Genomic DNA, 21,316 nt, shown 5'->3' with positions numbered 1-21,316 from the left:
TTTCTATATTCATGGCATGCGGTTGACGCTGTTCATGATATTGCTTGCCATAACCTTCGCCCTTGCCGAATCACCGGCAAAGGCGGATTCGGTCATGGCCCCAAAAGCAATCCGGGATACACTTTCACCGGCAGTTACCGTAATTGACACCATTTACGACACGGTCTATGTCGCCACCGACGACGGTATTCCGTGGAACCATGAAAACTTCCCAAGAGAGCGCCTGTTGCGCCACCCCACTTTCGACCCGGCCCTGACCGTCGCCTATACTTATTCGGCAAGCATCATCGGAGGCTCATTCGGAACATTCGCGCAACAGAGCTACCTCGCCCACTGGAACTACGAATTTTCGCCGGATTTGCACCTTTTTGGCGCAGTCGGCCTCTGGATGCCGCTATACAGCAATTTGAACTACAACATTCCCAGGGAAGACGTGCAACAAGGAACAGTCCGTCCCATCATCCCGAACGTCGGGTTGGAGTACCGTTTTAACAACAATGCCTACCTCCGCATCGGCGTAACCAAAGAAGATGACGCTTTAAGAGCCTATGGACCTATGCATCGCTACTACGGTCCCTGGAGAAATTCTAACTTTTACCCGTGATGCGTTTTTTTATCATGTTGGTGTTCGTTGCTCTACTTGCGCTTGCTACTGGGTGCAAGGAAAAGGAACCGCCCAAAGTTCAGGAAAAACGGAAGTATGCGGGCTCGCTAGAAGTCCTAAACAGCTGTGGAGAAGTGGGATCGGCCGCAAAGATGACCTCGTTCCTACGCCGGAACGGGTTTGACGTGGTCAGCTACCGCAACGACCTTCTCCAGAACTACGACGAGACCATACTCGTCCTGAGAAATCCTGAATGGGAAGGAGCCCAGGCACTCGCCCAGACGCTCCAGACGAAAAACATCATGAAGGTCGCAAGCAAGAGAGCGAACGACATAGACGCGACTATTTATATAGGGAAAGATTTTAAACAAATCATAGAACCCGAGCAGGGAGAAACAAATGACAAAGAATAAGCAAGATTTGCCAGAGTCCGTAACCATCGGAGCGAGCATCCTGTTTGAACTCCGCGCCCAGAACGTGCAGTTGATTGACCTGCGCGGCATCAAGGACGTGACCGACTACTTCCTCGTGGCCACCTGCGAGAGCGAAGCCCAGATGCAGGCCATTCTGAACGAACTGCGCAAGGAATTCAAGGCGAACAAGCTCCCGTCCGTGGGTGTGGAATACAAGGAAGGCGTACGCTGGGCCGTATTCGATGCCGGCCTCGACCTGATGGTCCACCTGTTCGAAGAAGAAAAGCGTAACGAAATTTCGCTTGACCGCCTGTACGCCGACGGCAAGATCGTGAAACTCGACGAAAACGACTTTGTAAAGACAACCGACAAGAAGGCCGACGACAATGAACTCGTTTGAGCAAGAAATCGCAGAGGCGCTCGCCGCCACCGGCTCCTTCGAAAAAGAAGCCGCATTAAAACTTATCTCCGTGCCGCCTGACACCAGCCACGGAAACTTCACCATCCCCTGCTTTTCACTCGCGAAGGTGATGCGCAAGGCCCCGAAGATGATTGCGGAAGACCTCGCCGCCCAGGTAAAACTCCCCGCAGGACTTTCGAAGGTCGAAGCCGTGAACGGCTACCTGAACTTCTTCATCGACCGCGGATTCCTCGCGAAGTCGACGCTCGAAGAAATCGCTGCGAAGGGACTTGAATACGGACACGCCGCCCCGAATGGCAAGGTCGTGTGCATCGACTTCAGCTCCCCGAACATCGGCAAGGAACTCGCCTTCCACCACCTGCGCTCCACGATGATCGGAAACTCGCTTTCCCGCATCTACAAGGCCGCCGGTTACAAGGTGGAACGCATCAACCACTTGGGCGACTGGGGAACCGCTTTCGGCAAGCTCATCGTGATGTACCTGCGCGAAAAGCGCCCCACGGACGACGCCACGCTCGATAGCCTCACCGTGAAGGAATTGAATATTCTTTACGCCGCCTTCTCCAAGGCCAGCAAAGAAGAACCCGGCCTCGAAGACGAAGCGCGCGCCGCATTCACAAAGCTGGAACAGGGTGACGAATTCTACCGCAAGCTTTGGACCGCCTTCCGCGCAGCAACGCTGAAGGAACTCATGCGCATCTACGACATGATGGGCGTGGGCTTTGACCACTACACCGGCGAATCCTTCTTCGAAGACAAAATTCCAGCCATTCTCGACGAACTCCGCGAAAAGAACCTGATGGTCAAAAGCCAGGATCTGGACGTGGTGATGCTCGACGAGTTCGACCTGAACCCCTGCCTTATCCGCAAGAGCGATGGCTCCACCCTGTACGCCACCCGCGACCTCGCCGCCGCATGCTACCGCAAGAAGGAATACAACTTCGACAAGTGCCTTTACGTGGTGGACCTCGGACAGGCACTCCACTTCAAGCAGGTGTTCCACGTGCTCAAGAAGATGGGCCGCGAATGGTACAAGGACATGTACCACATCCCGTTCGGCGTGATTCTCCAGATGGTCGATGGCAAGTGGGAAAAAGGAAAGACGCGTACCGGTACGGCAAGCCTCCTCCGCGATGTAATCGAAGCCGCCCAGAAGAAGATTCTCGAATTCATCGACCAGAAGAATCCGGGACTCGAGAACAAGGAACTTATCGCCCGCCAGATCGGCATTTCCGCCCTCACCTTCAACGACCTCAAGAACAGCCGCTTGAAGGACGTGCGTTTCGATTGGGATGCCGTGATGAGCTTCGAAGGCGATACAGGTCCGTATGTCCAGAACGCCCACGTGCGCCTGTGCAGCATCATGCGCAAGGCCGGCTACACCGTGAACATCTCCGAAATTGACATGGCGCAGCTCACCGACGATGCTGCCTATAGCCTCATCAACCTGCTCGCGAAGAAGGGCGAAAAAATTCTGGGTGCCGTCGCCGGTGACGAACCGAGCGTACTCGCCCAGTATGCCTTGGAAATCGCCGAAGCCGCGCACAAGTTCATCCACGAAGACCGTGTGCTCGGCAGCGCCGAAGAAAAGTCCCGCCTGTTCCTGGTTCAGGCCACACAGATCGTGCTTGAAAACGTGCTCGATTTGCTCGGCCTCTTCCCCATCAGGCAGATGTAGCAGCGCGCTTCGCGCAGTAGGAAGTAGGAAGTAGACAGTAAAAAACGAGAGTATAAACTCTCGTTTTTTATTTTTTCTTGAATTTGAAAGGAACCGTTACTTTAGATTCAAAATCAGCCTTTTCAAATGTCCAGGTAGCAACTTCATCGCAAATAGCCTTGTCAAATTCCTCATTTTCGGAATTCGAGGATTGCTTTTCCACCTTTGTAACCTTGCCATCCGGGTCTATGGTGAATTTCACAAAGACCTCAATCTGAACAGGCGCATCGGGATGCTCTAGATTCTTGACATCCTTTAGGCGGGGTAAAAAGTTTGCAAACTTTTTGTGAATCTTATCCATCAGCGGTCGATTCTTTGAAACGACATCGAGTACTCCTTTAATAGAGCGAGTTCCCTTCCCCACAACCATTTCTATCTGAGAAATAGGCTTATACGCAGAAAAAGAAAGGTGCGAATCCGTAATACGCAGCCAACTTGTATTGCAGTGATGCTTTATACTTTCACGCGACTCGATTTCATTTTTACTGTATTTTTTGAGTTGCAATTTTCTATACACCTCGTCACCAAATTCTTCATGTCTTGCCAGGAGACGAATCTTGGTAAAACCGGCCGCCTTTAGCTTACCGAGAAACTTCTTGTATTTATAGATGCTTTCGTCCTGATAAGGGAACGAGAAATTCAGTTCGTTCTGGTCTACCTTCCCTGCGTTATTCTTGCGCACATCCTTCAAAAAATGAGCAACGGAATCAGGCGATGCTTGAACGACCTTATAGACCCTCGCCCAGACAGGGCGCTCGCGAGTAGTGTCACTCGTAAAGATTCGAGTGGTTAAAGCGTCAACGGTCGTTACAGAAAAGGGTTGGTTGTACTTCACGACAAAATAGCCGTCTAGGACAAGGACATTCATGCCGTATGTACTGGCTTCACAAAAATTCTTGTTGTCACGAAATTCATCAATGGCAATAGAACCAAAGATATCTTCAAGACCTTCCCCTAAGCCGTTAGGAAAACGAGCCGTTTCCGAAGGACGCGACACCTGTGCAAACAGCGCAACATTCAATAAAAGAATCGTAAAAACTAGGCGCACCATAGCCTATATATACAAAAGAATAGAGCGAAAAATTACTTGCCGGATTCTCGTGCGACCTGTTCGAGGCCATTGGCCCATTCGGTCCGAATTTTCTGCTTGAGTTTCTTGGCGAGCTCAGGCCTACGAACCTTTGGGCTCGCGGCAGTAGACAGTAAAAAACGAGAGCTTTCAAGCTCTCGTTTTTTCGCATTAGGAAAACTTCCTACCGACTACTTCCTACTGTCTACTAATTTCCGTTGATGCAGCGGACAGAGTAAGCATTGTTCTTGCTCGGCACAAGCTGGCGAACCATCTGGTCGCTCATGCGGCCCATGGCCCAAATCCAGATGGTCTCGTTGCGGCCGTTCTGTGCAGACCAGAAGCCGGCATATTCACCCATATCTTCGTAGCGCACAATGGACTTGCCAATCATCTTGCGGTAACCCGAAGAGAACACGGAGAAGCCGTATTCGTCAGAACCGCCACCGCCCTGCCAACCGGTCGTAGCCTTCATCTTGTTCGCGAATTTTTCGCACTTGTCCACACCATCATAGCAACCGGTGATTCCCTTGAGCATGTCCTGCCATTCGCGGTCACGCGGCAGGTGCCAGCCTTCGGGGCAAGCCTTGCGGGCACCTTCCAAATCGTAGAGACGGCCGCTACGCACACAATAAGAGTCCTTATCTTCGTAGCACCAGGAGTGGCCTTCCACATTGTAATTCACATTCTGGGCAAACCATTCGCGACCTTCCACCTTGATGGTTCTGTAAACCTGGCCGTCGCGCGGGTCCTTCACCATGCCAATCTTGTCGCGAATCAGCTGTCGGTGTTCCTGTTCGTTTTTGCGGAAAGCAATCAGCTTGTCACGCTTGGGCCTTTCACGGGTTTCAAAATCCAAATCCCATCTTTCCTGGGCTTCGGCATTCTTGAACTTAATCTTTAGTTTGTCCACAACATAGAGTTCATCGCCGCAAGCAAGGTCAACGCCCTTCACATCCAGAATCAACTCTTGATCCCCGAACTGACGGGGCTTGTCAAAATACGAAATCCAAGCTTCCTTGCTCTCGTCGCATTTCTCGTAAAAATTTTCTTTTTCGATTTTATCGGCAGGGACGGTCAGATTGCCCGACACGGCAAATTCGAACAAACTGTCCTTGACCACAAACGAAACAGGCTGCACTTCTTTGTAGTGCGTGTATTTGCCCATGCGTATTTTGCCTTCAACCTTTGCAGCGGTATACTCCCCCTGGCCTTCGGCATTAAAAATAGCATCCCAAGTTTTCGGCGGAACCGCAAAAACATGTGACGAAGCAAGGCCAAAAATGCCAGCTAACGCAATTTTTGAAAAATACCCTTTTTTCACAGTGAATGTCCCTGTAAATAGTGTTGAACATGAACAATGTTAGTTTTTTTTATTCTTTTTGGAAACCTTTGTTTTATTAAATTGTAGGCATGGCAATTACTCGTTACATACTTCAAATCCATTGTCCCGACCAGAAGGGCCTGATTGCGGGCACGACCCAGGTTCTGGCCAAGGCCGGCGCCAATATTATCGATTTACAGCAGCATACGGCAAAAGACATTGAAACTTTCTTTTTACGCGCCGTTTTTAACATGGAATCGAACGATATCCAGGAAGTCTACAAGCACCTGGAAACCCTGGCCCCGCGTCTGGAACTCAACTGGAAACTCTTCGACACCTCCAAAACCGAACGTGTCGCCATTTTCGTGTCCAAAACGGACCATTGCCTTTACGACCTCCTCCTCAAGCACCGCGACGGCGACCTCCCCTGCGAATTCAGCTGCATCGTCGGCAACCATCCCGATCTGGGCCCCGTAGGCGGGACCTTCGGCGTGCCGTTCTACTACGTGCCGTCCAACCCCGACAAGAGCATCCCCGAGAACCGGTTCAGGGAAATCATCGCCGAGACAAGGACCGACACAGTCGTGCTCGCCCGCTACATGCAGATTTTGAGCGAAGCCTTCACCGAGGAATTCAAGTACAGGATTATCAACATCCACCACGGGTTCCTGCCCGCGTTCAAGGGTGCAAAGCCTTACCACCAGGCATGGCACAAGGGCGTCAAGATTATCGGCGCCACGGCCCACTTCGCCACCGAAGATTTGGACCAGGGCCCCATCATCTGCCAGGACATCCAGCGCGTGCCCGAAACGGCCAGCATCGACGAACTGGTGGAACTCGGCAAAGATATTGAAAAGCGTACGCTTTCCCAGGCACTTAAACTTTGGCTCGAGCACCGCGTGTTCGTGTATGCCGGTAGAACATTCATCCTCTAGGAGCAGTCATGTCTGAAGAACTAGAAAACAAGGTTACCGAACCCGTGGAGAACACCCCCAGCGAGTCTCCTGAAACGACAGCTCCGGTCACTGAGCCTGCCGCCGAAACAGCGACGGAAGCGGCCACCGAACCCGTAGCCGCTTCCAGCGAACCCGAACAGGAACCGCAGGTGGAACCTGCCGAAACGTCTTACGCGACAGGCGCATACGAGCAGCCCCAGATTATCATCCAGAGGGAACGCGGTTTCTCGCACTATGTCGGATTCGCCCTCATCAGCGTACTCTGCATATGCTTCTTCTTTATGCCGGGCATCGCGGTCACCTTCCTCGTGAGCCTCATTCCGGGAGTTGCACTGGGAGCTATCGCCGCATGGACGTTCAGCGCCATCCTGAGTTTCATCGCCTGGTTGATTTTCAAAATCAAGATTAGCGGGTTCAAGAGATCGTTCCTCGTCTACATCGGCCTCTGCATCGTTGTACTTGCGCTGCTGGTCGCTATCGAAGTGCTGACCGAAGCCAACGTGTTCTCTAGAATCATCGCCTTACTGAGTGGTGCCGACGCCACCTAGGCAAACTAAAAACGGTATTATCTATGACTAAGACAGACAACTTTGTACATTTCCTTGTTGAAGCCGGAGCCTTGAAATTCGGGGACTTCGTCACTAAAAGCGGACGTAATACACCTTACTTTATCAATACGGGAGAGTTCCGTACCGGGGCAACCCTTTCGCGCCTCGCGGAATTTTACGCAGCCGCCTTCATGGAACATTTCGATGGCAAGGCCGAGAACCTCTACGGGCCGGCCTACAAGGGCATTCCCCTTTGCGCAGCCACTGCCATGAAACTTAGCGATGTTTACGCCAGGAACCTCACGTTCACGTACAACCGCAAAGAAGTCAAGGACCACGGCGAAGGCGGTTCGCTCGTCGGCTACAAGTATGCCGAAAAGACGAACATCGTCATCATCGAAGACGTGATTACCGCAGGCACAAGTGTCAACGAAACCATGCAGGCCCTCTCGCAAATCGAAAACGCCAACGTGGTCGGCCTCCTCATCTCCGTAGACCGTCGCGAGCGCCTCGAAAACGGGAAATCTGCATTGCAAGACGTCCAGGACCACTACGGCCTGGAAGCCCGTTCTATCGTGAGCATCGACGACATCATCAAGTTCCTCGAGGCCGAAGAGAACCGCAAGGCAATCAACGCTCCGGAAGGGATTCTTGAACGCGTCTACGCTTACCGCGAACAATGGGGCGTCAAGTAGACGTAAGTTCTACAAGTTGGGGTATAGGATTATGGTTATGAGGCTGCATTTTGCAATTTGCATCTTTTTGATGTGCATCCTTTGCGGATGCAGTCAGTCTTATCGTTGGGACCAGTCACACCCAAGCTACAAAAAGGCCCCGGTGGACTCCATTGCCGTCACGGGCCTCGACGAAGCTTTCGTGGTAACTCGTTCCAGCTGGTTTGCCAAAAAACTGGAAATAAGCAAAGACAGCATACAGACATTTACCAGCCATTTCAGTTCCAAGGCATTCCTTGAAGAACTGCGCAAGGCGTATGCTTCCGTGACAGTCATTCCCGACACGGCCATCAACCATTTCCCCGAAGAAAGCCAGAAACTGGATTCCCGCATATTCATAAAGGGGCATCTCCCGGAACAAGGAATCGTCGTGAAGGATTCCTCAGGCAATGTGCCTCCCTACATTTTGATTATCCACGAATTCATCCTGGGCACTGACCTCCAGCGCGAAAACTTCTACGACTATGCGCTCATCCATAACGAGGCCCCCGAAAAGAAGACATCCAAGAACCTTTCGGCCATCGTATCCTATACGCTCTGGGACAATGTAAAGCAGCGCCCGCTCTACAGCGCAGTCAACCAGATTGACCAACCTAACGTGAAACTGACCCTCAACGACATCAGCCAGATTGTGGCCATGTCGGTGAAACAGATTAAACAGAACTTAACGGCAGGGGTGCAATAATGAAACGATTCATCCTCGCCATATTGCTTTTTGTTTGTTCGACATTTGCCGACAACGTTTTTTTCCATAACCATTGGACTCTCTGGAAAGACGCCGAGATTCTCATCTGGAGTGCCGACAAAGCCCCGGCACTCGACCCCAAGGAATTTTGCCTTTCGCTCAAGCGCAACAACACAGGTATCGGCGAACCGAAATGCCGAATGGCCGGTGAATTGGAGAGAGACTCCATCGCAGTACGGTACGCCGGTTGGCTCCTCGCCAATATAGACGACAATGTCAAACCGGAGCATCTCCGCGCAAGGCACCCGGCCATGGCTGCAAGGCTCCAATCCGTCGAAGACAAACTCGTCCTGTTTATCGGGAACCGCGACGGGAAAACCTATGCAGCGACCTTTGACGAAAACTCGGCAGAGCCCGTTGCCGCAGGCGTCTTCACAAACACTGGAGACAAGATCGCCCTGGGCGACCACATTGCCGCCGCCTTTTTTGACGCTTCAACAAAGCGCAGGCTGACCAAGGAAGAACGCGCCAAGAGAATGACCGAGCCCGACGAATCTTACAAGGAAATTCCTGGGTTCCAGGGATGGGCGGGAATCGCCGTAGGCTATTCGCAGGCAAAAATTCCGCTCACTCCAGACAACTGGTACAGCAGCCACACCAAGAGCCGCGTGAGAAATTACCGAATCACAAAGGATTCGGCAAGCCTCTGGAACTTCATTGACGACTCCGACCCACAAATGGCCCTCTATGCCGGAGGCACTTGGTACGGGTTTATCGGAGCAGAACTGATGTACCGCTACGCTTACCACAAAGTCAAGACAGACGACCAAGACACCGTTTACCAAGAACTGGACTATTGGGGATTCCACCAGCACGAAATCGGCATCAACGTCGTCTTCTCCAGGACATACACACTCACAAAATGGTTCAAGACAACCCCATTTGCATTTATCGGATTCCAGTACAGTTTCTTTGTCGAAGACATCGGCCTGAAAGACGATAAAAAGGAACATTCCAGAGCCTACGACGTCCGCATAAAATTCGAAGATTCCTACAAGGGAGCCTTGGTAGGCATAGGCAGCCACTTCATCTTTTTCAACCACTATGGTCTCGGACTCAGGACCGGCATTTCTTCGCGTGGTCGAAATATCGAAGAAGACCCAAGCCCCGACGCCGCTGCGGAACCCACGACAATCGGCAGTTCCACCATCGATTGCTTCATCAATTTGGGCCTGGAATACCACTTCAGCATGTAGTTTTTTTGTTAAGTGCGTCACACAGGGGGCTATGGGAACCGCCTAAAAATTGCTACATTTGGGCGCACTATGAGTGAAGAAATTATTGAAGAAAAGAAAGAAGAAAAAGTCAACCCGTTCCTAACACCCGTCAAGATTATCGAACCCGAGCACAAGCTCCCCGACTATACGTTCGACATGCTCCCCGAAGAGCAAAAAGCAATCCTCGCGCAGCACGGCTGGACCGACCTGATGCCGGTACAGAGGAAGACAATCCCCTACATGCTCGCCGCCCGCGACATGCTGGTGCAATCCAAGACCGGTTCGGGAAAAACCGGGGCCTACGTTCTCCCGCTTTTGCAGGTCATTGTCCGTGACCATCCGTATCCGCAGGCACTCATCCTCGTGCCCACGCGTGAACTCTGCCTCCAGGTGGAAGACGAAATCGAAAAACTTTCCGCAGGCACAGGCATCCGTTCTGTCGCCATTTTCGGTGGCGTGAGCTACGAACCCCAGTTGAAGGCCCTCAAGGAAGGCGTCCATATCATTGTCGCCACTCCGGGCCGCCTGATGGACCATGTACAGCGTGGCCATGTGGACTTCCTCGACATCCGCGACCTCGTGCTTGACGAAGCCGACGAGATGCTTTCGATGGGATTCTACCCCGACATGCAAAAAATCCGCAAGTACCTGCCCAAGCAGATTGCCTGCACGATGTTCAGCGCAACCATCCCGCAGACGGTGAAGAGCCTTGCCCGCGAATTCCAGCGCCCCAGCGCCGAATTCCTTTCGCTCAGCTACGACAAGGTCATCGCGAACAACCTGGAACACCGCTGGTACCCCTGCGACGTGATGGACAAGGATTCCATGGCCATCAAGGTGCTGGAATACTACAATCCGGACAGCTGCATGATTTTCTGCAACCGCAAGAGCGACGTGAGCTACCTGGAACAGGTGCTCGCAGGCTACGGATTCCAGGTGGGCGCCTTGAGCGGCGATGTGGCCCAGGCCATGCGCGAAAAGACGCTGAACGCCTTCCGCGAAAAGAAAATCCGCATTCTCATTTGCACCGACGTGGCCGCCCGCGGCATCGACGTGGACCATGTGACCCACGTTCTTGTTTACGACCACCCCGCCGACCACGAAGTCTACGTGCATAGAAGCGGCCGTACCGCCCGTGCCGGCAAGAGTGGTCTCTGCATTTCGCTGATTACCCCGGTCGAAGAAATCGAAATCAAGCAGACCGCCGCCGACTTCGGCATCAACTTCATCAAGATGGAACCGCTCACGGGCGAAGAAATCGCGAAGAAGGTCAGCGAACGCACCCGTCTCCAGCTCGAAGAAGTCCGCAAGCACTTTGGTGGGCAGAAGGCGACCGAACGCATCAGCCGCATGCTCCCGCTGGTGAAAGAACTCGCAAACGGCACCACTGATGAACAGATGCTGCTTGCGTACCTGGTAGACAAATTTGCTTGGAAGAAGTAGGAAGTAGACAGTGGTTAGTAAACAGTGATTAGTAAACAGTGGTTAGTAAACAGGAAGAATATTTACTAAATGATCCTAATCACTAGCCACTAGCCACTAACCACTAATCACTAACCACTAATCACCAACCACTAATCACTAATTATGGCCAAGATCAAAGTTAAATCCGCAAAAGAAATCGAACTCATCCGCGATGCGGGCGCACTCGCTGCCGAGACTCTCATCCGCGCCGGTGAAATGTGCAAGCCGGGCGTTTCCACGCTCGAAATCGACGAATTTATCGGTGACTACACGCGCCAGCACAAGGGCATTTCGGCCTGCATGGGCTACCACGGCTACCCGCGCTACGCCTGCATCAGCATCAACGAAGTCGTATGCCACGGCATCCCCAACGCAAAGACAATCCTCAAGGACGGCGACATCGTGAACATCGACATCACGACCATCCTTTCGGGCTACCACGGTGACACGTCGGCCATGTTCTGCGTGGGTAAGGTCTCGGACATAGCCCGTGAACTGGTCGACACCGCCAAGTTCTGCATGGAAGAAGGCATCCGTGCCGCAGGCGAGCAGGGAGCTCACTGGTACGACATCGGCTGCGCCATCCAGGATATCGCCGACGAACACGGATTCAGCGTGGTCGAAGACTACTGCGGGCACGGCATCGGCCGCGGATTCCACGAAGAACCGACAGTGCTCCACTTCCGCAACTACGAACGCGGCCCCTTCATCGAGGTCGGAAACGTCTTTACCGTCGAACCGATGATCAACGTCGGCCGCCCGGGCACCAAGACGCTCAGCGACGGCTGGACCGCAGTGACCCGCGACGGGAGCCTCAGCGCCCAGTGGGAACACACCGTCGTGAAGACGAAAGACGGCATCGACATTCTCACGTTGCCGAGGTAAAACAGCTTCGAGGTCGCACCTTCGGTGCTCTGAGGTATGAGCACGGATTATCGTCCTTTGAGTTGATAAGAATCGTGCCTCCGGCACAATCATTTTTTAGATTTCATACCTCAAAGCGTCTCGTCAGAGACGCGACCCCATACCTCATACCTCTTATGTCTATACTCAGCAACCTCCGAGACCGGGCCATCGAGTCCTTCATCCGCAAGAACGAGACCGTTCTGCGTTTTGGCGACATCGAGGAGGTTTCCATCGATTCCAACGCTCGAATAGCCGATGTCAGGATTGTCCTCCGCGGGGAATCCGAGGCAACGTTGTTCAGGGGGTACTACGGATTCGACGAGGGAGAAAAGGGCACAGAGATTGTCGTTGAGAAAATCACCTGCGAGCGCACCTGGATCAACGAAGCGCTAAAACTGGCACTCAACGGGAGAAGCCTGCGCTTTTCCATCGCCGACTACAGCGGAGAAAGGCTCTCCGGCATCGCCGGCGGAATTGCAAAGATTATTTTTTAGGCACGAGACTAGAGATTAGAGATTAGAGATTAGAGGCTAGAGGCTAGTGAAAAGAATCACGCACTTCGTGCGTTAATAACAGACGGCGAAGCCGTGATATTTTTCCCTAATCCCTAGATTCTAACCCCTAATCACTTCCTACTGTCTACTTTCCTCATACCTCAAAGCGAGCTTGCAAGCGACCTCATAGCTCAAAGGGGCTTCAGCCCCGATTTCATTGCTTTCAAGTTACTGACGGAGATTGCTTCAGGGCTATTCGCCCTTCGCAATGACAAATCTGCAGCCTCCTAACCACTAACCACTTCCTACTGTCTACTTTCCTCATACCTCAAAGCGAAGCGACCTCATAGCCCCTAGATTCTTGCCCCTAGCCCCTAAATATGTATATTTCCCCATAAGGAGCTTCTTATGGACGACTGCACAGACGAAAAAAAGTTTGACAAAATAAAGGAACGGGTCGAATCCATCCTCGTGGACTTGATTACCGACATTCCCGAATCCTTATATACCGCAACGGACAATCCCGAAGAAAAGGTCAAAAGGCTAACCCAAAAGGCAGCCGTAAAGGCGTCCGCAGTTAGCACGACCCTTTCTGTTCCTGCTGGTTTTACAGGAATCTTGACATCCATCCCGGATATCGCCGCCATCTGGCGCATCCAGGCGCAGCTCGTCTCCGACATCGCCATGACCTACGGCAAATTTGCCCTGCTTTCCCGCGAAGCCATGGTCTGGTGCCTGTTCCGCCACAGCGCGGCCCAGTTCCTGCGGGATGTTGCCGTCCGCACCGGCAGCCGCATCGTGGTGCAAAAACTTTCCATGGCCGCACTGGAAGCCCTGCTGAAAAAAATCGGGCTCAAAATTTCGACCCGGTTCTTAGGCCGGGCCACCTTGCGCGCCATCCCCATCCTCGGAGCTATCGGCAACGGAGCCTACTCCTACTACGACACCTACGAAGTCGGCAAGACCGCAGCAGCCTATTTCAAGGCCCTCGCTGACCAAGGTGACCAAGATGGAGGAGACAACACCATCGCGGATACCGAAAAAAACGAAGATTCCGAAACAATAAACTAGGGAAATCCGCACAAAACACGCAAATCGGCCAACTTCTGCCAAACCGCCCCCTTGAGAGGGGGCTTATTTTTTTCTATCTTTGCGCCCAAACTTCAAACATCAACTCCATTAGTGGAATAAAATATGAAAAACATTGAAAAGCACAGAAATATTGGTATTTCTGCCCACATCGACTCCGGTAAGACGACCCTTACCGAACGCATCCTCTACTTCACAAAGCGTATCCACGCTATCCACGAAGTTCGTGGTAAAGACGGCGTCGGTGCCACGATGGACTCCATGGAACTTGAACGCGAACGCGGCATCACGATTCAGTCTGCTGCCACCTTCGCAAACTGGACCCACACCAAGAGCGGTGAACAGGACTCCATCAACATCATCGATACCCCGGGGCACGTGGACTTCACGATCGAAGTGGAACGTTCTCTCCGCGTGTTGGACGGTGCTATCCTCGTTCTGACCGGTGTGGAAGGCGTCCAGTCCCAGTCTATTACCGTTGACCGCCAGATGAAGCGCTACCATGTACCGCGCGTCGTGTTCGTGAACAAGTGCGACCGCTCTGGTGCAAACCCGCTCCGCGTGGCTGTCATGCTCAAGGAAAAGCTCAACCACAAGCCCTGCGTGATGCAGATTCCTATCGGTCTCGAAGACCAACTGAAGGGCGTGGTCGACCTTATCGAAATGAAGGCTTACTACTTCGAAGGCGCCAACGGCGACGACATGATCGAAAAGGATATCCCTGCCGAACTCGTCGACCAGGCCAACGAATACCGCGAAAAGCTCGTTGACTGCTGCGCTGACTACAGCGACGAAGTCATGGAAAAGGCTATGGAAGGCCAGTATGGCGTCGACCAGATCGACAAGGCCCTCCTCAAGAAGGTTATCCGCGAAGCTACCATCCGTCTCGACATCACTCCGGTGTTCATGGGTTCTGCCCACAAGAACATTGGCGTCCAGAAGCTCCTCGACGGTGTTATTGACTACCTCCCGTGCCCGACCGACGTCGAAAACAAGGCTCTCGACCTCGACAACAACGAAGCCGAAGTCGTGCTCGAAAGCGCCGACGACAAGCCGCTCGTTTGCTACGCGTTCAAGCTCGTGAACGACCGCTATGGCCAGCTTACCTACGTCCGCGTGTACCAGGGTACCCTCAGGAAGGGCGACATGATCACCAACATGGCCACCGGCAAGAAGGTGTCCGTGGGCCGTCTCGTGCGTATGCACGCCGACGAAATGGTGGACATCACCGAAGCCGGTGCCGGCGACATCGTCGCTCTGTTCGGTATCGATTGCGCTTCCGGTACGACCTTCACCGACGGCAAGAACCACTACAACATGACTTCCATGCACGTTCCTAACCCGGTTATCGAACTTGTTATCGAAGCCAAGAACCGCGACGACCTCGACAACATGTCGAAGGCCCTCAACCGCTTCACCAAGGAAGACCCGACGTTCCAGGTCGAAGTCAACAAGGAATCCGGCGAAACCATCATCAAGGGTATGGGCGAACTCCACCTCGACGTGTACATCGAACGTATGCGCCGCGAATACCACGTGGACGTGCAGACCGGTGCTCCGCAGGTGGCCTACCGCGAAACCATCACTCGCGAAGCCAAGTTCGAATACACCCACAAGAAGCAGACCGGTGGTTCGGGTCAGTTCGCTAAGATGTCCGGCGTGATGCGCCCGATGCCTGTCGAAGGCGACTCCGAAAAGGTCTACAACTTCATCAACTCCGTCGTCGGCGGCCGTATTCCTAAGGAATACATCCCGTCTTGCGACAAGGGTTTCCAGAGCTGCATGCAGGCCGGTTCCCTCATCGGCTTCCCGGTCGTGGGTATCGAAATGGAAGTCCAGGATGGTGCTTTCCACCCGGTTGACTCCTCTGACATGGCGTTCCAGATTTGCGCCCGCATGGCTTTCCGCGAAGCTTTCGAAAAGGCCGGCGCCCAGATTCTCGAACCGATCATGAAGGTCGAAATCGCCACCCCGACCGAGTTCCAGGGCAACGTTGTTGGTAACGTCTCCCAGCGTCGCGGTACCATCACTGGTACGAGCGAAGAAATGGGCACGACGACCATCACCGCCGAAGTCCCGCTTTCCGAAATGTTCGGTTACGCTACGGACCTCCGCTCCATGACTCAGGGCAAGGCCGAGTTCACCATGGAATTTGCAAAGTACGCTCCTGTGCCGCGCAACATCCAGGAAGAACTCATCAAGAAGTACGGCGACAAGGCCAAGGCCCGCGCCTAATTCCTGGCAAACCATTAAAGAAGGCCTGCGGAAATTTCCGCAGGCCTCTTTTGTTTGCTCCCCTCATCAAAAGGAAAATCCCGCAGGGTACCTGCGGGATTTCTAATATGGAATAGAAAGTAGAAAAAGTGCTACTCTTCGATCTTACCCCGCGGTCCGATCCGGCCTCCCTTCTCCAAGACCAAGATGGAAGAGTATCACTCCTATAAGATAACGCCTTGTTAACCACATAGGAACGACTTTTTTCAAAATCCATGTTCCTATAGAGAACACTCCAAAGTGGAATACGGCAAAAAAAGTGAAAAAAAGTGCATTTTCCCTTATCCACCCCCGCTATATGATATGTATATCCTAGTCTGTAAGGAGATACACTATATGACTAAAAGGCTTAACACACCTATTCTGATAGCCCTTGTCACCGCAGCGGCGGCAATCCTGAGCGGCTGCTACTGCGACGGCTGCACGACGGACACCTGTAGCGACGTGACTCACGAAAATTGGCACCTGTTCGATTACCAGAAGGAAAAGAATTTTTTCGGACAGCCGCAAAGCGCCCGTTACAGCCATTCGTCCGGTTTTGAAGTCGAAATGAAGCGCACCACGGACTCCACATATAAAGGATTATACACCGATTTTTGCTTCGAGGCCCAGCAAGAAAACCGCCTGCTGAAATATACATCCACCTACCCCATCATGGATATCGAAATTCACCTCAGCGCCGACAGTCACCTTGGTTCCGTCCACATTGACTTCGCAGACAACCGGTTCAGTTTCTGGACCGACAGCACCGGAAAAATCGAAGACGTCCATGAGATCCTCGACACGGCAAGTTTCAACGGCGTTCTCTACGACAGCGTCTACGTCATTCACGGCTACAAGTTCACGACCTGGGAACAAAACCGATTCGAAACGGAACAAACAGGCAAAGTCCCATACGCCTACATTTCCAGGGCAAAGGGCATCCTGAGAATCCTGACCAGCGACGGAGACACGCTCACCCTCATCGGAAACGAGGACCATCATGAATAAGTTTACCTTGTCCGCAATCATTACCGGTACCTTCCTGCTCACTTCGTGCGGATATTTCGACGACAGCGAAGAATATGTCGGCGGAGAATTCAACAGCTTTGTCCAGAAGGAGCAGGAAAACTCGACAACATTCGAAGTCAAGGACAATCTCGGGATAACCGACACCTACACCGACTACACCTACAGGCACAAGCCCGAATACTACGATTACCGAGTCGTGGGTTCGATAAACAATATCGAAATCCAAGTCGTCATCCAGTGTACAGACGACGGAGGTAACTTGACCATCCATTGCGGGAGCGACGAGGATGTTAAAATCGTTTTCAAGAACCTGAGCGGAAATAAAAAAACAAACAAGGACGGCTACTCCGTCACAATGCTCGACTCGCTCAAAGTCGGGAGCAAGACTTTCAAAGACGTCCTAGAGATCGACGCCACTGGGGCAGAAGACAATGCCTGCGATTACGACAAAGCATACATCGCAGCAAACCAAGGGCTTATCCGCATAGACCTGCAAGATTCAATTGTTATCGAGCGGAATCCCGTTGACTAATCCTTTTTAGCCTTCGCCTGCCTCCAGAATTCCTGGAGGCGTTCCGCAGATTCTTCGCTCATTTCCTTGCCTTCTGCACGGGCGAGGTTTTCTACGATACGGAAACGTTTCTCGAATTTCGAGTTCGCCCTCTGCAGGGCGTTCGCGGCATTGAATCCGCTATGCCTAGCCACGTTCACCAGCGAGAACAGCATGTCCCCGAATTCATCTTCCATGCGCTCGATATTGGGATTTTCCGGACCGGCCGCTTGCATTTCGGCACGAAATTCATTAAATTCTTCCTGCGCCTTGTTAAATACGGGCTCGGGATCCACCCAGTCAAAGCCGACTCTCGCGGCCCTACGCTGGAGTTCCTGGGCACGGGCCAACGTCGGCAAGCTCTTGCTTACTTTATCCATGATAGAGCTGCCAGGCATTTTTTTATTGTTCTTCTCGGAGGACTTGATCTTATCCCACTGCCGGACGACCCCGGAGGCGCTATCCACCTTGGCGTCCCCGAACACATGCGGATGGCGGCGGACCATTTTTTCGCAAATTCCCTGCACGACATCGTCGATGGTGAAACTGCCCTCGTCCTTGGCCACCTGCGAATGGAAAATAACCTGGAACAGGACATCGCCTAGTTCCTCGCACATGTGGGCCTTGTCGCCATCCTGTGCGGCGTCGATGAACTCGCAGGATTCTTCAATCAGGTAAGGCAACAACGAACGTGTCGTCTGCTGCCGATCCCAAGGGCATCCGTTCTCCGAACGGAGTTTCGCCATTATACTCACCAAATCTTCAAAGGAATATTTCATATGGACAAAGATAGAAAGTACACTGTAATCGACGCGAGCCAGTTCCCGCTTTCACTTGCACAATCCAAGTTTTGCCCCAAGCAACTCTATGTTGCAGGGAACCTCCCCGAGGCAACGAAAGATGGAACGCCCTTAGTCGGCATCGCAATGGTCGGCACAAGGCGCCCTTCTTACTCGGCAAGGGAGCTTTGCCGGAGGCTCGTCTTTTCGCTGAAGGGGACAAACGCGGTCATCGTCTCGGGGCTCGCCCAGGGAATCGACAGCCTTTGCCACGAAGCCGCCATCGATGCGGGGCTCCCCACCATCGCCGTACTGGCGCAGGGTCTCGCGCAAAAAGTGGAAGGGAGCCGCGGGGAACTCCTCGAAAGCATCCTTGACGCAGGAGGCGCCGCGATAACGGAATACGAGCCGGACGTACGCGCCTACAGGGGGAACTTCATCGCCCGAAACAAGATTATCAGCGGACTGTGCCAGGCAACAGTCGTCGTGCAGAGCAAATCGAACGGGGGTGCGCTCATTACCGCCAAGTTCTGCTTGGCCGAAAAGAAGCCCCTCCTCGCGATTCCCGGAGATTTTGACAACGAAGTCGCCGCAGGCCCGAATATGCTTCTCGATTCCGGCAAGGCAAAGCCCATATTCATCCCCGAAAGCTTGCGCAAACTAGTCGGCATCCAGGAACCCAGCGCAGCGAGCCTGCAAGGCCTCCCCGCCATAGGCTGCAACCTGAGCGAACCGGCGAAGGACCTGTTCGTACAAATGCGTGGTTTCCGCAAGACTATTGACGACATGGAACTCGACAGCGGCCTCAAGACCCCCGAACTTTTAGCTATATTGACAGAACTGGAAATCGCAGGCCTTGTCTCGACCCAGGACAATTTCCAATTCTATTTTGACGGAGCGTTTTGAATTGAACAAGAAAATCTACATCTTTGTAGCCGTTCTGCTGGTCTTGATTCTTTTGACCCTTTTCGAACTGTTCATAGGCAAGAACAGCCTGCTCCAACAAAAGGAACTCTCGGCAGAAATCGCCGCCTACCAGGCCGAAATCGACTCGCTCAAGGGGGTTATCGAAGCCCGGAATGCGGAAATTGAACGCCTCCAGAACGATTCCCTGTACAAGGAGTCCATCTTGCGGACCCGTTACGGGATGAGCCGTGATTCCGAGAAGGTTTTCCAACTGGTTGAACCGAAAGCCGAAAAATAATGTATCTTGATAAAGAGTTTGTCATAAACAGGACACGATTATGGAAGGCGCAAGAAAGATAATCAATAAGTTCCTCACGACAAAATATAGTGGGAACGAACTCAAGAGCGAACTTTTCCGCGCAGGCGAGGCGGCATGCGAGGAAGGCTGGACCTACATGGATGCGGCCTTCCAGCTAGGCCAGAAAGCCCAGGACGACGGTCTCTCCGTTACCGAAGCCGAACAGATCCTCCGCAGAGCCTTCTCCGACGAGAAGCGTTCTTCCAAACGTGTCCCCGAACGGGTCGTCGACGAGCCCGCAGAAGAACCGGCAGCCCAGACACAGGCGGCCCCGCCTCCCCCGAAGGTCGCGCCCAACATCATCTCGCCGCTTTCTGCCAGCATGATTTCCATGGAGCAGATGCTCGCCATGGGCCTCGACACGCAGTCCCTGGAGCTCCTCCAGAACCACAAAATCGACCCGGAAGCGCTTTCTATTCCCTGGCCCACCGCCGACTGGCGCAAAGACCTGGCCAAGCTCCTCAGCGTCGCCTTCCAGCCCGACGAAACTATCGAATTCAAGGTTTCCGAGACCCCCACCGCCACGACGGAAATCGTCTCGAACATCGTCGACCAGGACGAAGCCCTCAAGAAAATCATGAAGAGCCTGGACAGCCCCGAAGGCGCCCTGCTCTGCATCAACGCCATCAAGAGTGGCAAGGACGCCCGCGACGAAAGCTGGCATTACCGCTACGTGGTGGTGGACAACCCCAAGATTTCTCTTGCCAAGCAGCTCGCCTACTACAAGGCATTGAACTTGCCCTGCGTGGCATTGGTCAACACGGGTGCAAACTCCGTGCAGGCCTGGGTCCGCATCGGTGCCGCCGACCAGGAAGAATACAACGAAAGAGTCAATTTCCTGTTCGACACGCTCGACTCCCAAGGTTTCAAAGTCGACCGCTCCTATAACAACCCGAACCAGATGGTCCGCATGCCCGGCGTGCTCCGCGGCGGCAAGCAGCAGTACCTCATCGGGGTGGAACAAGGTGCAAAGAACTTCAAGGAATGGCAAGAATGGGTGGAATACTCGCTCGACGGCAAACCGCTCATCGAACTTGCCAGCGACAGCGAAGAACCGCCGAAAAAAGACCCGAGCATCATCGAAAACGTGCTCCGCGCCGGCGAATTTTTCCTGTTCACCGCGCCTCCGAAGAGTGGTAAATCTTTGGCCCTCATGGATTTAGGTTTGTCAATCTGCTACGGGGAAGAATGGTTCGGCAACTCGACCACCTCCAGCGACGTCCTGTTCATCAACTTCGAGTTGACAAAGTCCGTGTTCCTGAACCGCCTGCACCTGTTGGGCTCCAAACGCGACCTGAACGCCAGTACGTCCAAGTTCGGTTTCTTGAACCTGCGCGGCACGGCACTCTCCCCCATCGAGACCGCCCAGCTCATCGCAAAGCGTATCGAAGGTGCCCGCAAGCTTGAGAACCACGACTACAAGGTCGTCATCATCGACCCCATCTCGGCTGTTCTCCACAACCCCAAGTCTACACGACTGAGTGGCGCCCCGCACCAGATTCTGATGCAGATGGTAGACACCATCATCGCCCTGACTGGTTGCGCCGTCGTCACCACGTGCAACATCGATGAATATCCCTACCTGCAATCCCGCGCCGACAGCCTCATGTCGCTCACGCCCGTGGAAGGTAGCTTTAACTTGTACCAAATCAATGGAAACTTCCGCGAGTTTCCGAAGATGCTCGCCCGCGAATGCTCCTGGATTTATCCCAGGTTCCTGGTGTAGCAAGAGTTTAT

22 protein-coding genes are annotated in these 21,316 nt (G+C 53.1%); 19 read left to right on the top strand and 3 right to left on the bottom strand.

The features are described 5' to 3' along the window. Positions 1-16: 16 nt before the first annotated feature. The 4 genes from Q0Y46_RS00915 to argS are packed head-to-tail and all read left to right on the top strand — an operon-like array spanning position 17 to position 3,116. The gene (locus tag Q0Y46_RS00915) at positions 17-604 is read left to right on the top strand and encodes a hypothetical protein (protein WP_297943800.1); all 588 of its coding nucleotides are present in this window, start codon (positions 17-19) and stop codon (positions 602-604) included. Then, positions 604-1,017, top strand: a complete 414-nt coding sequence (locus Q0Y46_RS00910; RefSeq protein WP_295682890.1) for a LytR C-terminal domain-containing protein — start codon at positions 604-606, stop codon at positions 1,015-1,017. Before Q0Y46_RS00915 ends, Q0Y46_RS00910 begins: the two co-directional genes overlap by 1 nt. Further along, positions 1,004-1,417, top strand: coding sequence for a ribosome silencing factor (gene rsfS / locus Q0Y46_RS00905; RefSeq protein ID WP_297943797.1), 414 nt, complete (start codon positions 1,004-1,006; stop codon positions 1,415-1,417). The genes Q0Y46_RS00910 and rsfS overlap by 14 nt, the downstream gene beginning before the upstream one ends. After that, complete coding sequence (gene argS / locus Q0Y46_RS00900; RefSeq protein ID WP_295682884.1) at positions 1,404-3,116, top strand: arginine--tRNA ligase; 1,713 nt, start codon at positions 1,404-1,406, stop codon at positions 3,114-3,116. Before rsfS ends, argS begins: the two co-directional genes overlap by 14 nt. Positions 3,117-3,183: 67 nt before the next feature. Here argS and Q0Y46_RS00895 read toward each other — a convergent pair whose 3' ends face one another. Together Q0Y46_RS00895 and Q0Y46_RS00890 are read right to left on the bottom strand one after the other, a co-directional pair. Beyond that, positions 3,184-4,206 carry a TonB family protein gene (locus Q0Y46_RS00895; RefSeq protein ID WP_295682881.1) on the bottom strand — a complete coding sequence of 341 codons (1,023 nt, stop codon included), beginning with the start codon at positions 4,204-4,206 and terminating at the stop codon, positions 3,184-3,186. Between the two features lie 226 nt (positions 4,207-4,432). After that, positions 4,433-5,548 (bottom strand): fibrobacter succinogenes major paralogous domain-containing protein, encoded by a 1,116-nt coding sequence (locus tag Q0Y46_RS00890; protein ID WP_295682879.1) that lies wholly within the window; start codon positions 5,546-5,548, stop codon positions 4,433-4,435. 89 nt (positions 5,549-5,637) lie between these two features. Between Q0Y46_RS00890 and purU the strand changes: the two genes are divergently transcribed. The 12 genes from purU (at position 5,638) to Q0Y46_RS00830 (ending at position 17,518) form a co-directional block, all read left to right on the top strand. Then, positions 5,638-6,483 (top strand): formyltetrahydrofolate deformylase, encoded by an 846-nt coding sequence (gene purU, locus Q0Y46_RS00885; RefSeq protein WP_295682876.1) that lies wholly within the window; start codon positions 5,638-5,640, stop codon positions 6,481-6,483. Positions 6,484-6,491: 8 nt separating this feature from the next. Further along, on the top strand, positions 6,492-7,052 hold the full coding sequence (locus tag Q0Y46_RS00880) for a hypothetical protein (RefSeq protein WP_297943793.1): 561 nt from the start codon (positions 6,492-6,494) through the stop codon (positions 7,050-7,052). A gap of 23 nt (positions 7,053-7,075) precedes the next feature. After that, positions 7,076-7,747, top strand: a complete 672-nt coding sequence (pyrE, locus tag Q0Y46_RS00875) for an orotate phosphoribosyltransferase (RefSeq protein ID WP_295682870.1) — start codon at positions 7,076-7,078, stop codon at positions 7,745-7,747. Between the two features lie 31 nt (positions 7,748-7,778). Then, positions 7,779-8,471, top strand: a complete 693-nt coding sequence (locus Q0Y46_RS00870; RefSeq protein WP_295682866.1) for a hypothetical protein — start codon at positions 7,779-7,781, stop codon at positions 8,469-8,471. Continuing rightward, positions 8,471-9,727 carry a hypothetical protein gene (locus Q0Y46_RS00865; protein ID WP_297943790.1) on the top strand — a complete coding sequence of 419 codons (1,257 nt, stop codon included), beginning with the start codon at positions 8,471-8,473 and terminating at the stop codon, positions 9,725-9,727. The genes Q0Y46_RS00870 and Q0Y46_RS00865 overlap by 1 nt, the downstream gene beginning before the upstream one ends. A gap of 69 nt (positions 9,728-9,796) precedes the next feature. Then, positions 9,797-11,191 carry a DEAD/DEAH box helicase gene (locus Q0Y46_RS00860; RefSeq protein ID WP_297943788.1) on the top strand — a complete coding sequence of 465 codons (1,395 nt, stop codon included), beginning with the start codon at positions 9,797-9,799 and terminating at the stop codon, positions 11,189-11,191. Between the two features lie 144 nt (positions 11,192-11,335). Continuing rightward, positions 11,336-12,097: a type I methionyl aminopeptidase gene (map, locus tag Q0Y46_RS00855; RefSeq protein ID WP_297943786.1), complete on the top strand. Its 762-nt coding sequence runs from the start codon at positions 11,336-11,338 to the stop codon at positions 12,095-12,097. A 155-nt stretch (positions 12,098-12,252) separates the two neighbouring features. Beyond that, the gene (locus Q0Y46_RS00850) at positions 12,253-12,612 is read left to right on the top strand and encodes a hypothetical protein (RefSeq protein ID WP_297943784.1); all 360 of its coding nucleotides are present in this window, start codon (positions 12,253-12,255) and stop codon (positions 12,610-12,612) included. A gap of 408 nt (positions 12,613-13,020) precedes the next feature. Then, positions 13,021-13,683, top strand: a complete 663-nt coding sequence (locus Q0Y46_RS00845) for an EcsC family protein (RefSeq protein WP_295682853.1) — start codon at positions 13,021-13,023, stop codon at positions 13,681-13,683. Positions 13,684-13,806: 123 nt separating this feature from the next. Further along, positions 13,807-15,936, top strand: a complete 2,130-nt coding sequence (gene fusA, locus Q0Y46_RS00840; protein WP_297943782.1) for an elongation factor G — start codon at positions 13,807-13,809, stop codon at positions 15,934-15,936. Positions 15,937-16,311: 375 nt separating this feature from the next. After that, entirely contained in the window at positions 16,312-16,965 is a 654-nt protein-coding gene (locus Q0Y46_RS00835) for a hypothetical protein (RefSeq protein ID WP_297943780.1), read from the top strand. Next, entirely contained in the window at positions 16,958-17,518 is a 561-nt protein-coding gene (locus Q0Y46_RS00830; protein ID WP_297943777.1) for a hypothetical protein, read from the top strand. Before Q0Y46_RS00835 ends, Q0Y46_RS00830 begins: the two co-directional genes overlap by 8 nt. Here Q0Y46_RS00830 and mazG read toward each other — a convergent pair. Then, entirely contained in the window at positions 17,515-18,315 is an 801-nt protein-coding gene (gene mazG / locus Q0Y46_RS00825; RefSeq protein ID WP_295681839.1) for a nucleoside triphosphate pyrophosphohydrolase, read from the bottom strand. The genes Q0Y46_RS00830 and mazG overlap by 4 nt on opposite strands. Here mazG and Q0Y46_RS00820 point away from each other — a divergent pair, their 5' ends adjacent. The 3 genes from Q0Y46_RS00820 to Q0Y46_RS00810 are packed head-to-tail and all read left to right on the top strand — an operon-like array spanning position 18,316 to position 21,305. After that, positions 18,316-19,221: a DNA-processing protein DprA gene (locus Q0Y46_RS00820; protein WP_295681837.1), complete on the top strand. Its 906-nt coding sequence runs from the start codon at positions 18,316-18,318 to the stop codon at positions 19,219-19,221. A gap of 1 nt (position 19,222) precedes the next feature. Further along, entirely contained in the window at positions 19,223-19,519 is a 297-nt protein-coding gene (locus Q0Y46_RS00815; protein WP_295681834.1) for a septum formation initiator family protein, read from the top strand. Positions 19,520-19,559: 40 nt separating this feature from the next. After that, positions 19,560-21,305 carry an AAA family ATPase gene (locus tag Q0Y46_RS00810; protein ID WP_297943773.1) on the top strand — a complete coding sequence of 582 codons (1,746 nt, stop codon included), beginning with the start codon at positions 19,560-19,562 and terminating at the stop codon, positions 21,303-21,305. Positions 21,306-21,316: the final 11 nt, after the last annotated feature.

Origin of the sequence: uncultured Fibrobacter sp., from assembly GCF_947305105.1 — a bacterium.
In the GTDB taxonomy this organism is placed as follows: Bacteria; Fibrobacterota; Fibrobacteria; order Fibrobacterales; family Fibrobacteraceae; genus Fibrobacter.
This window is presented reverse-complemented; position numbering and strand designations above follow the sequence as displayed.

Coding starts and splice junctions, on each gene's coding strand:
- Q0Y46_RS00915 (WP_297943800.1), top strand. CDS start 17: ATGCGGTTGACGCTGTTCATGATATTGCTTGCCATAACCTTCGCCCTT.
- Q0Y46_RS00910 (WP_295682890.1), top strand. CDS start 604: ATGCGTTTTTTTATCATGTTGGTGTTCGTTGCTCTACTTGCGCTTGCT.
- rsfS (WP_297943797.1), top strand. CDS start 1,004: ATGACAAAGAATAAGCAAGATTTGCCAGAGTCCGTAACCATCGGAGCG.
- argS (WP_295682884.1), top strand. CDS start 1,404: ATGAACTCGTTTGAGCAAGAAATCGCAGAGGCGCTCGCCGCCACCGGC.
- Q0Y46_RS00895 (WP_295682881.1), bottom strand. CDS start 4,206: ATGGTGCGCCTAGTTTTTACGATTCTTTTATTGAATGTTGCGCTGTTT.
- purU (WP_295682876.1), top strand. CDS start 5,638: ATGGCAATTACTCGTTACATACTTCAAATCCATTGTCCCGACCAGAAG.
- Q0Y46_RS00880 (WP_297943793.1), top strand. CDS start 6,492: ATGTCTGAAGAACTAGAAAACAAGGTTACCGAACCCGTGGAGAACACC.
- pyrE (WP_295682870.1), top strand. CDS start 7,076: ATGACTAAGACAGACAACTTTGTACATTTCCTTGTTGAAGCCGGAGCC.
- Q0Y46_RS00870 (WP_295682866.1), top strand. CDS start 7,779: ATGGTTATGAGGCTGCATTTTGCAATTTGCATCTTTTTGATGTGCATC.
- Q0Y46_RS00865 (WP_297943790.1), top strand. CDS start 8,471: ATGAAACGATTCATCCTCGCCATATTGCTTTTTGTTTGTTCGACATTT.
- Q0Y46_RS00860 (WP_297943788.1), top strand. CDS start 9,797: ATGAGTGAAGAAATTATTGAAGAAAAGAAAGAAGAAAAAGTCAACCCG.
- map (WP_297943786.1), top strand. CDS start 11,336: ATGGCCAAGATCAAAGTTAAATCCGCAAAAGAAATCGAACTCATCCGC.
- Q0Y46_RS00850 (WP_297943784.1), top strand. CDS start 12,253: ATGTCTATACTCAGCAACCTCCGAGACCGGGCCATCGAGTCCTTCATC.
- Q0Y46_RS00845 (WP_295682853.1), top strand. CDS start 13,021: ATGGACGACTGCACAGACGAAAAAAAGTTTGACAAAATAAAGGAACGG.
- fusA (WP_297943782.1), top strand. CDS start 13,807: ATGAAAAACATTGAAAAGCACAGAAATATTGGTATTTCTGCCCACATC.
- Q0Y46_RS00835 (WP_297943780.1), top strand. CDS start 16,312: ATGACTAAAAGGCTTAACACACCTATTCTGATAGCCCTTGTCACCGCA.
- Q0Y46_RS00830 (WP_297943777.1), top strand. CDS start 16,958: ATGAATAAGTTTACCTTGTCCGCAATCATTACCGGTACCTTCCTGCTC.
- mazG (WP_295681839.1), bottom strand. CDS start 18,315: ATGAAATATTCCTTTGAAGATTTGGTGAGTATAATGGCGAAACTCCGT.
- Q0Y46_RS00820 (WP_295681837.1), top strand. CDS start 18,316: ATGGACAAAGATAGAAAGTACACTGTAATCGACGCGAGCCAGTTCCCG.
- Q0Y46_RS00810 (WP_297943773.1), top strand. CDS start 19,560: ATGGAAGGCGCAAGAAAGATAATCAATAAGTTCCTCACGACAAAATAT.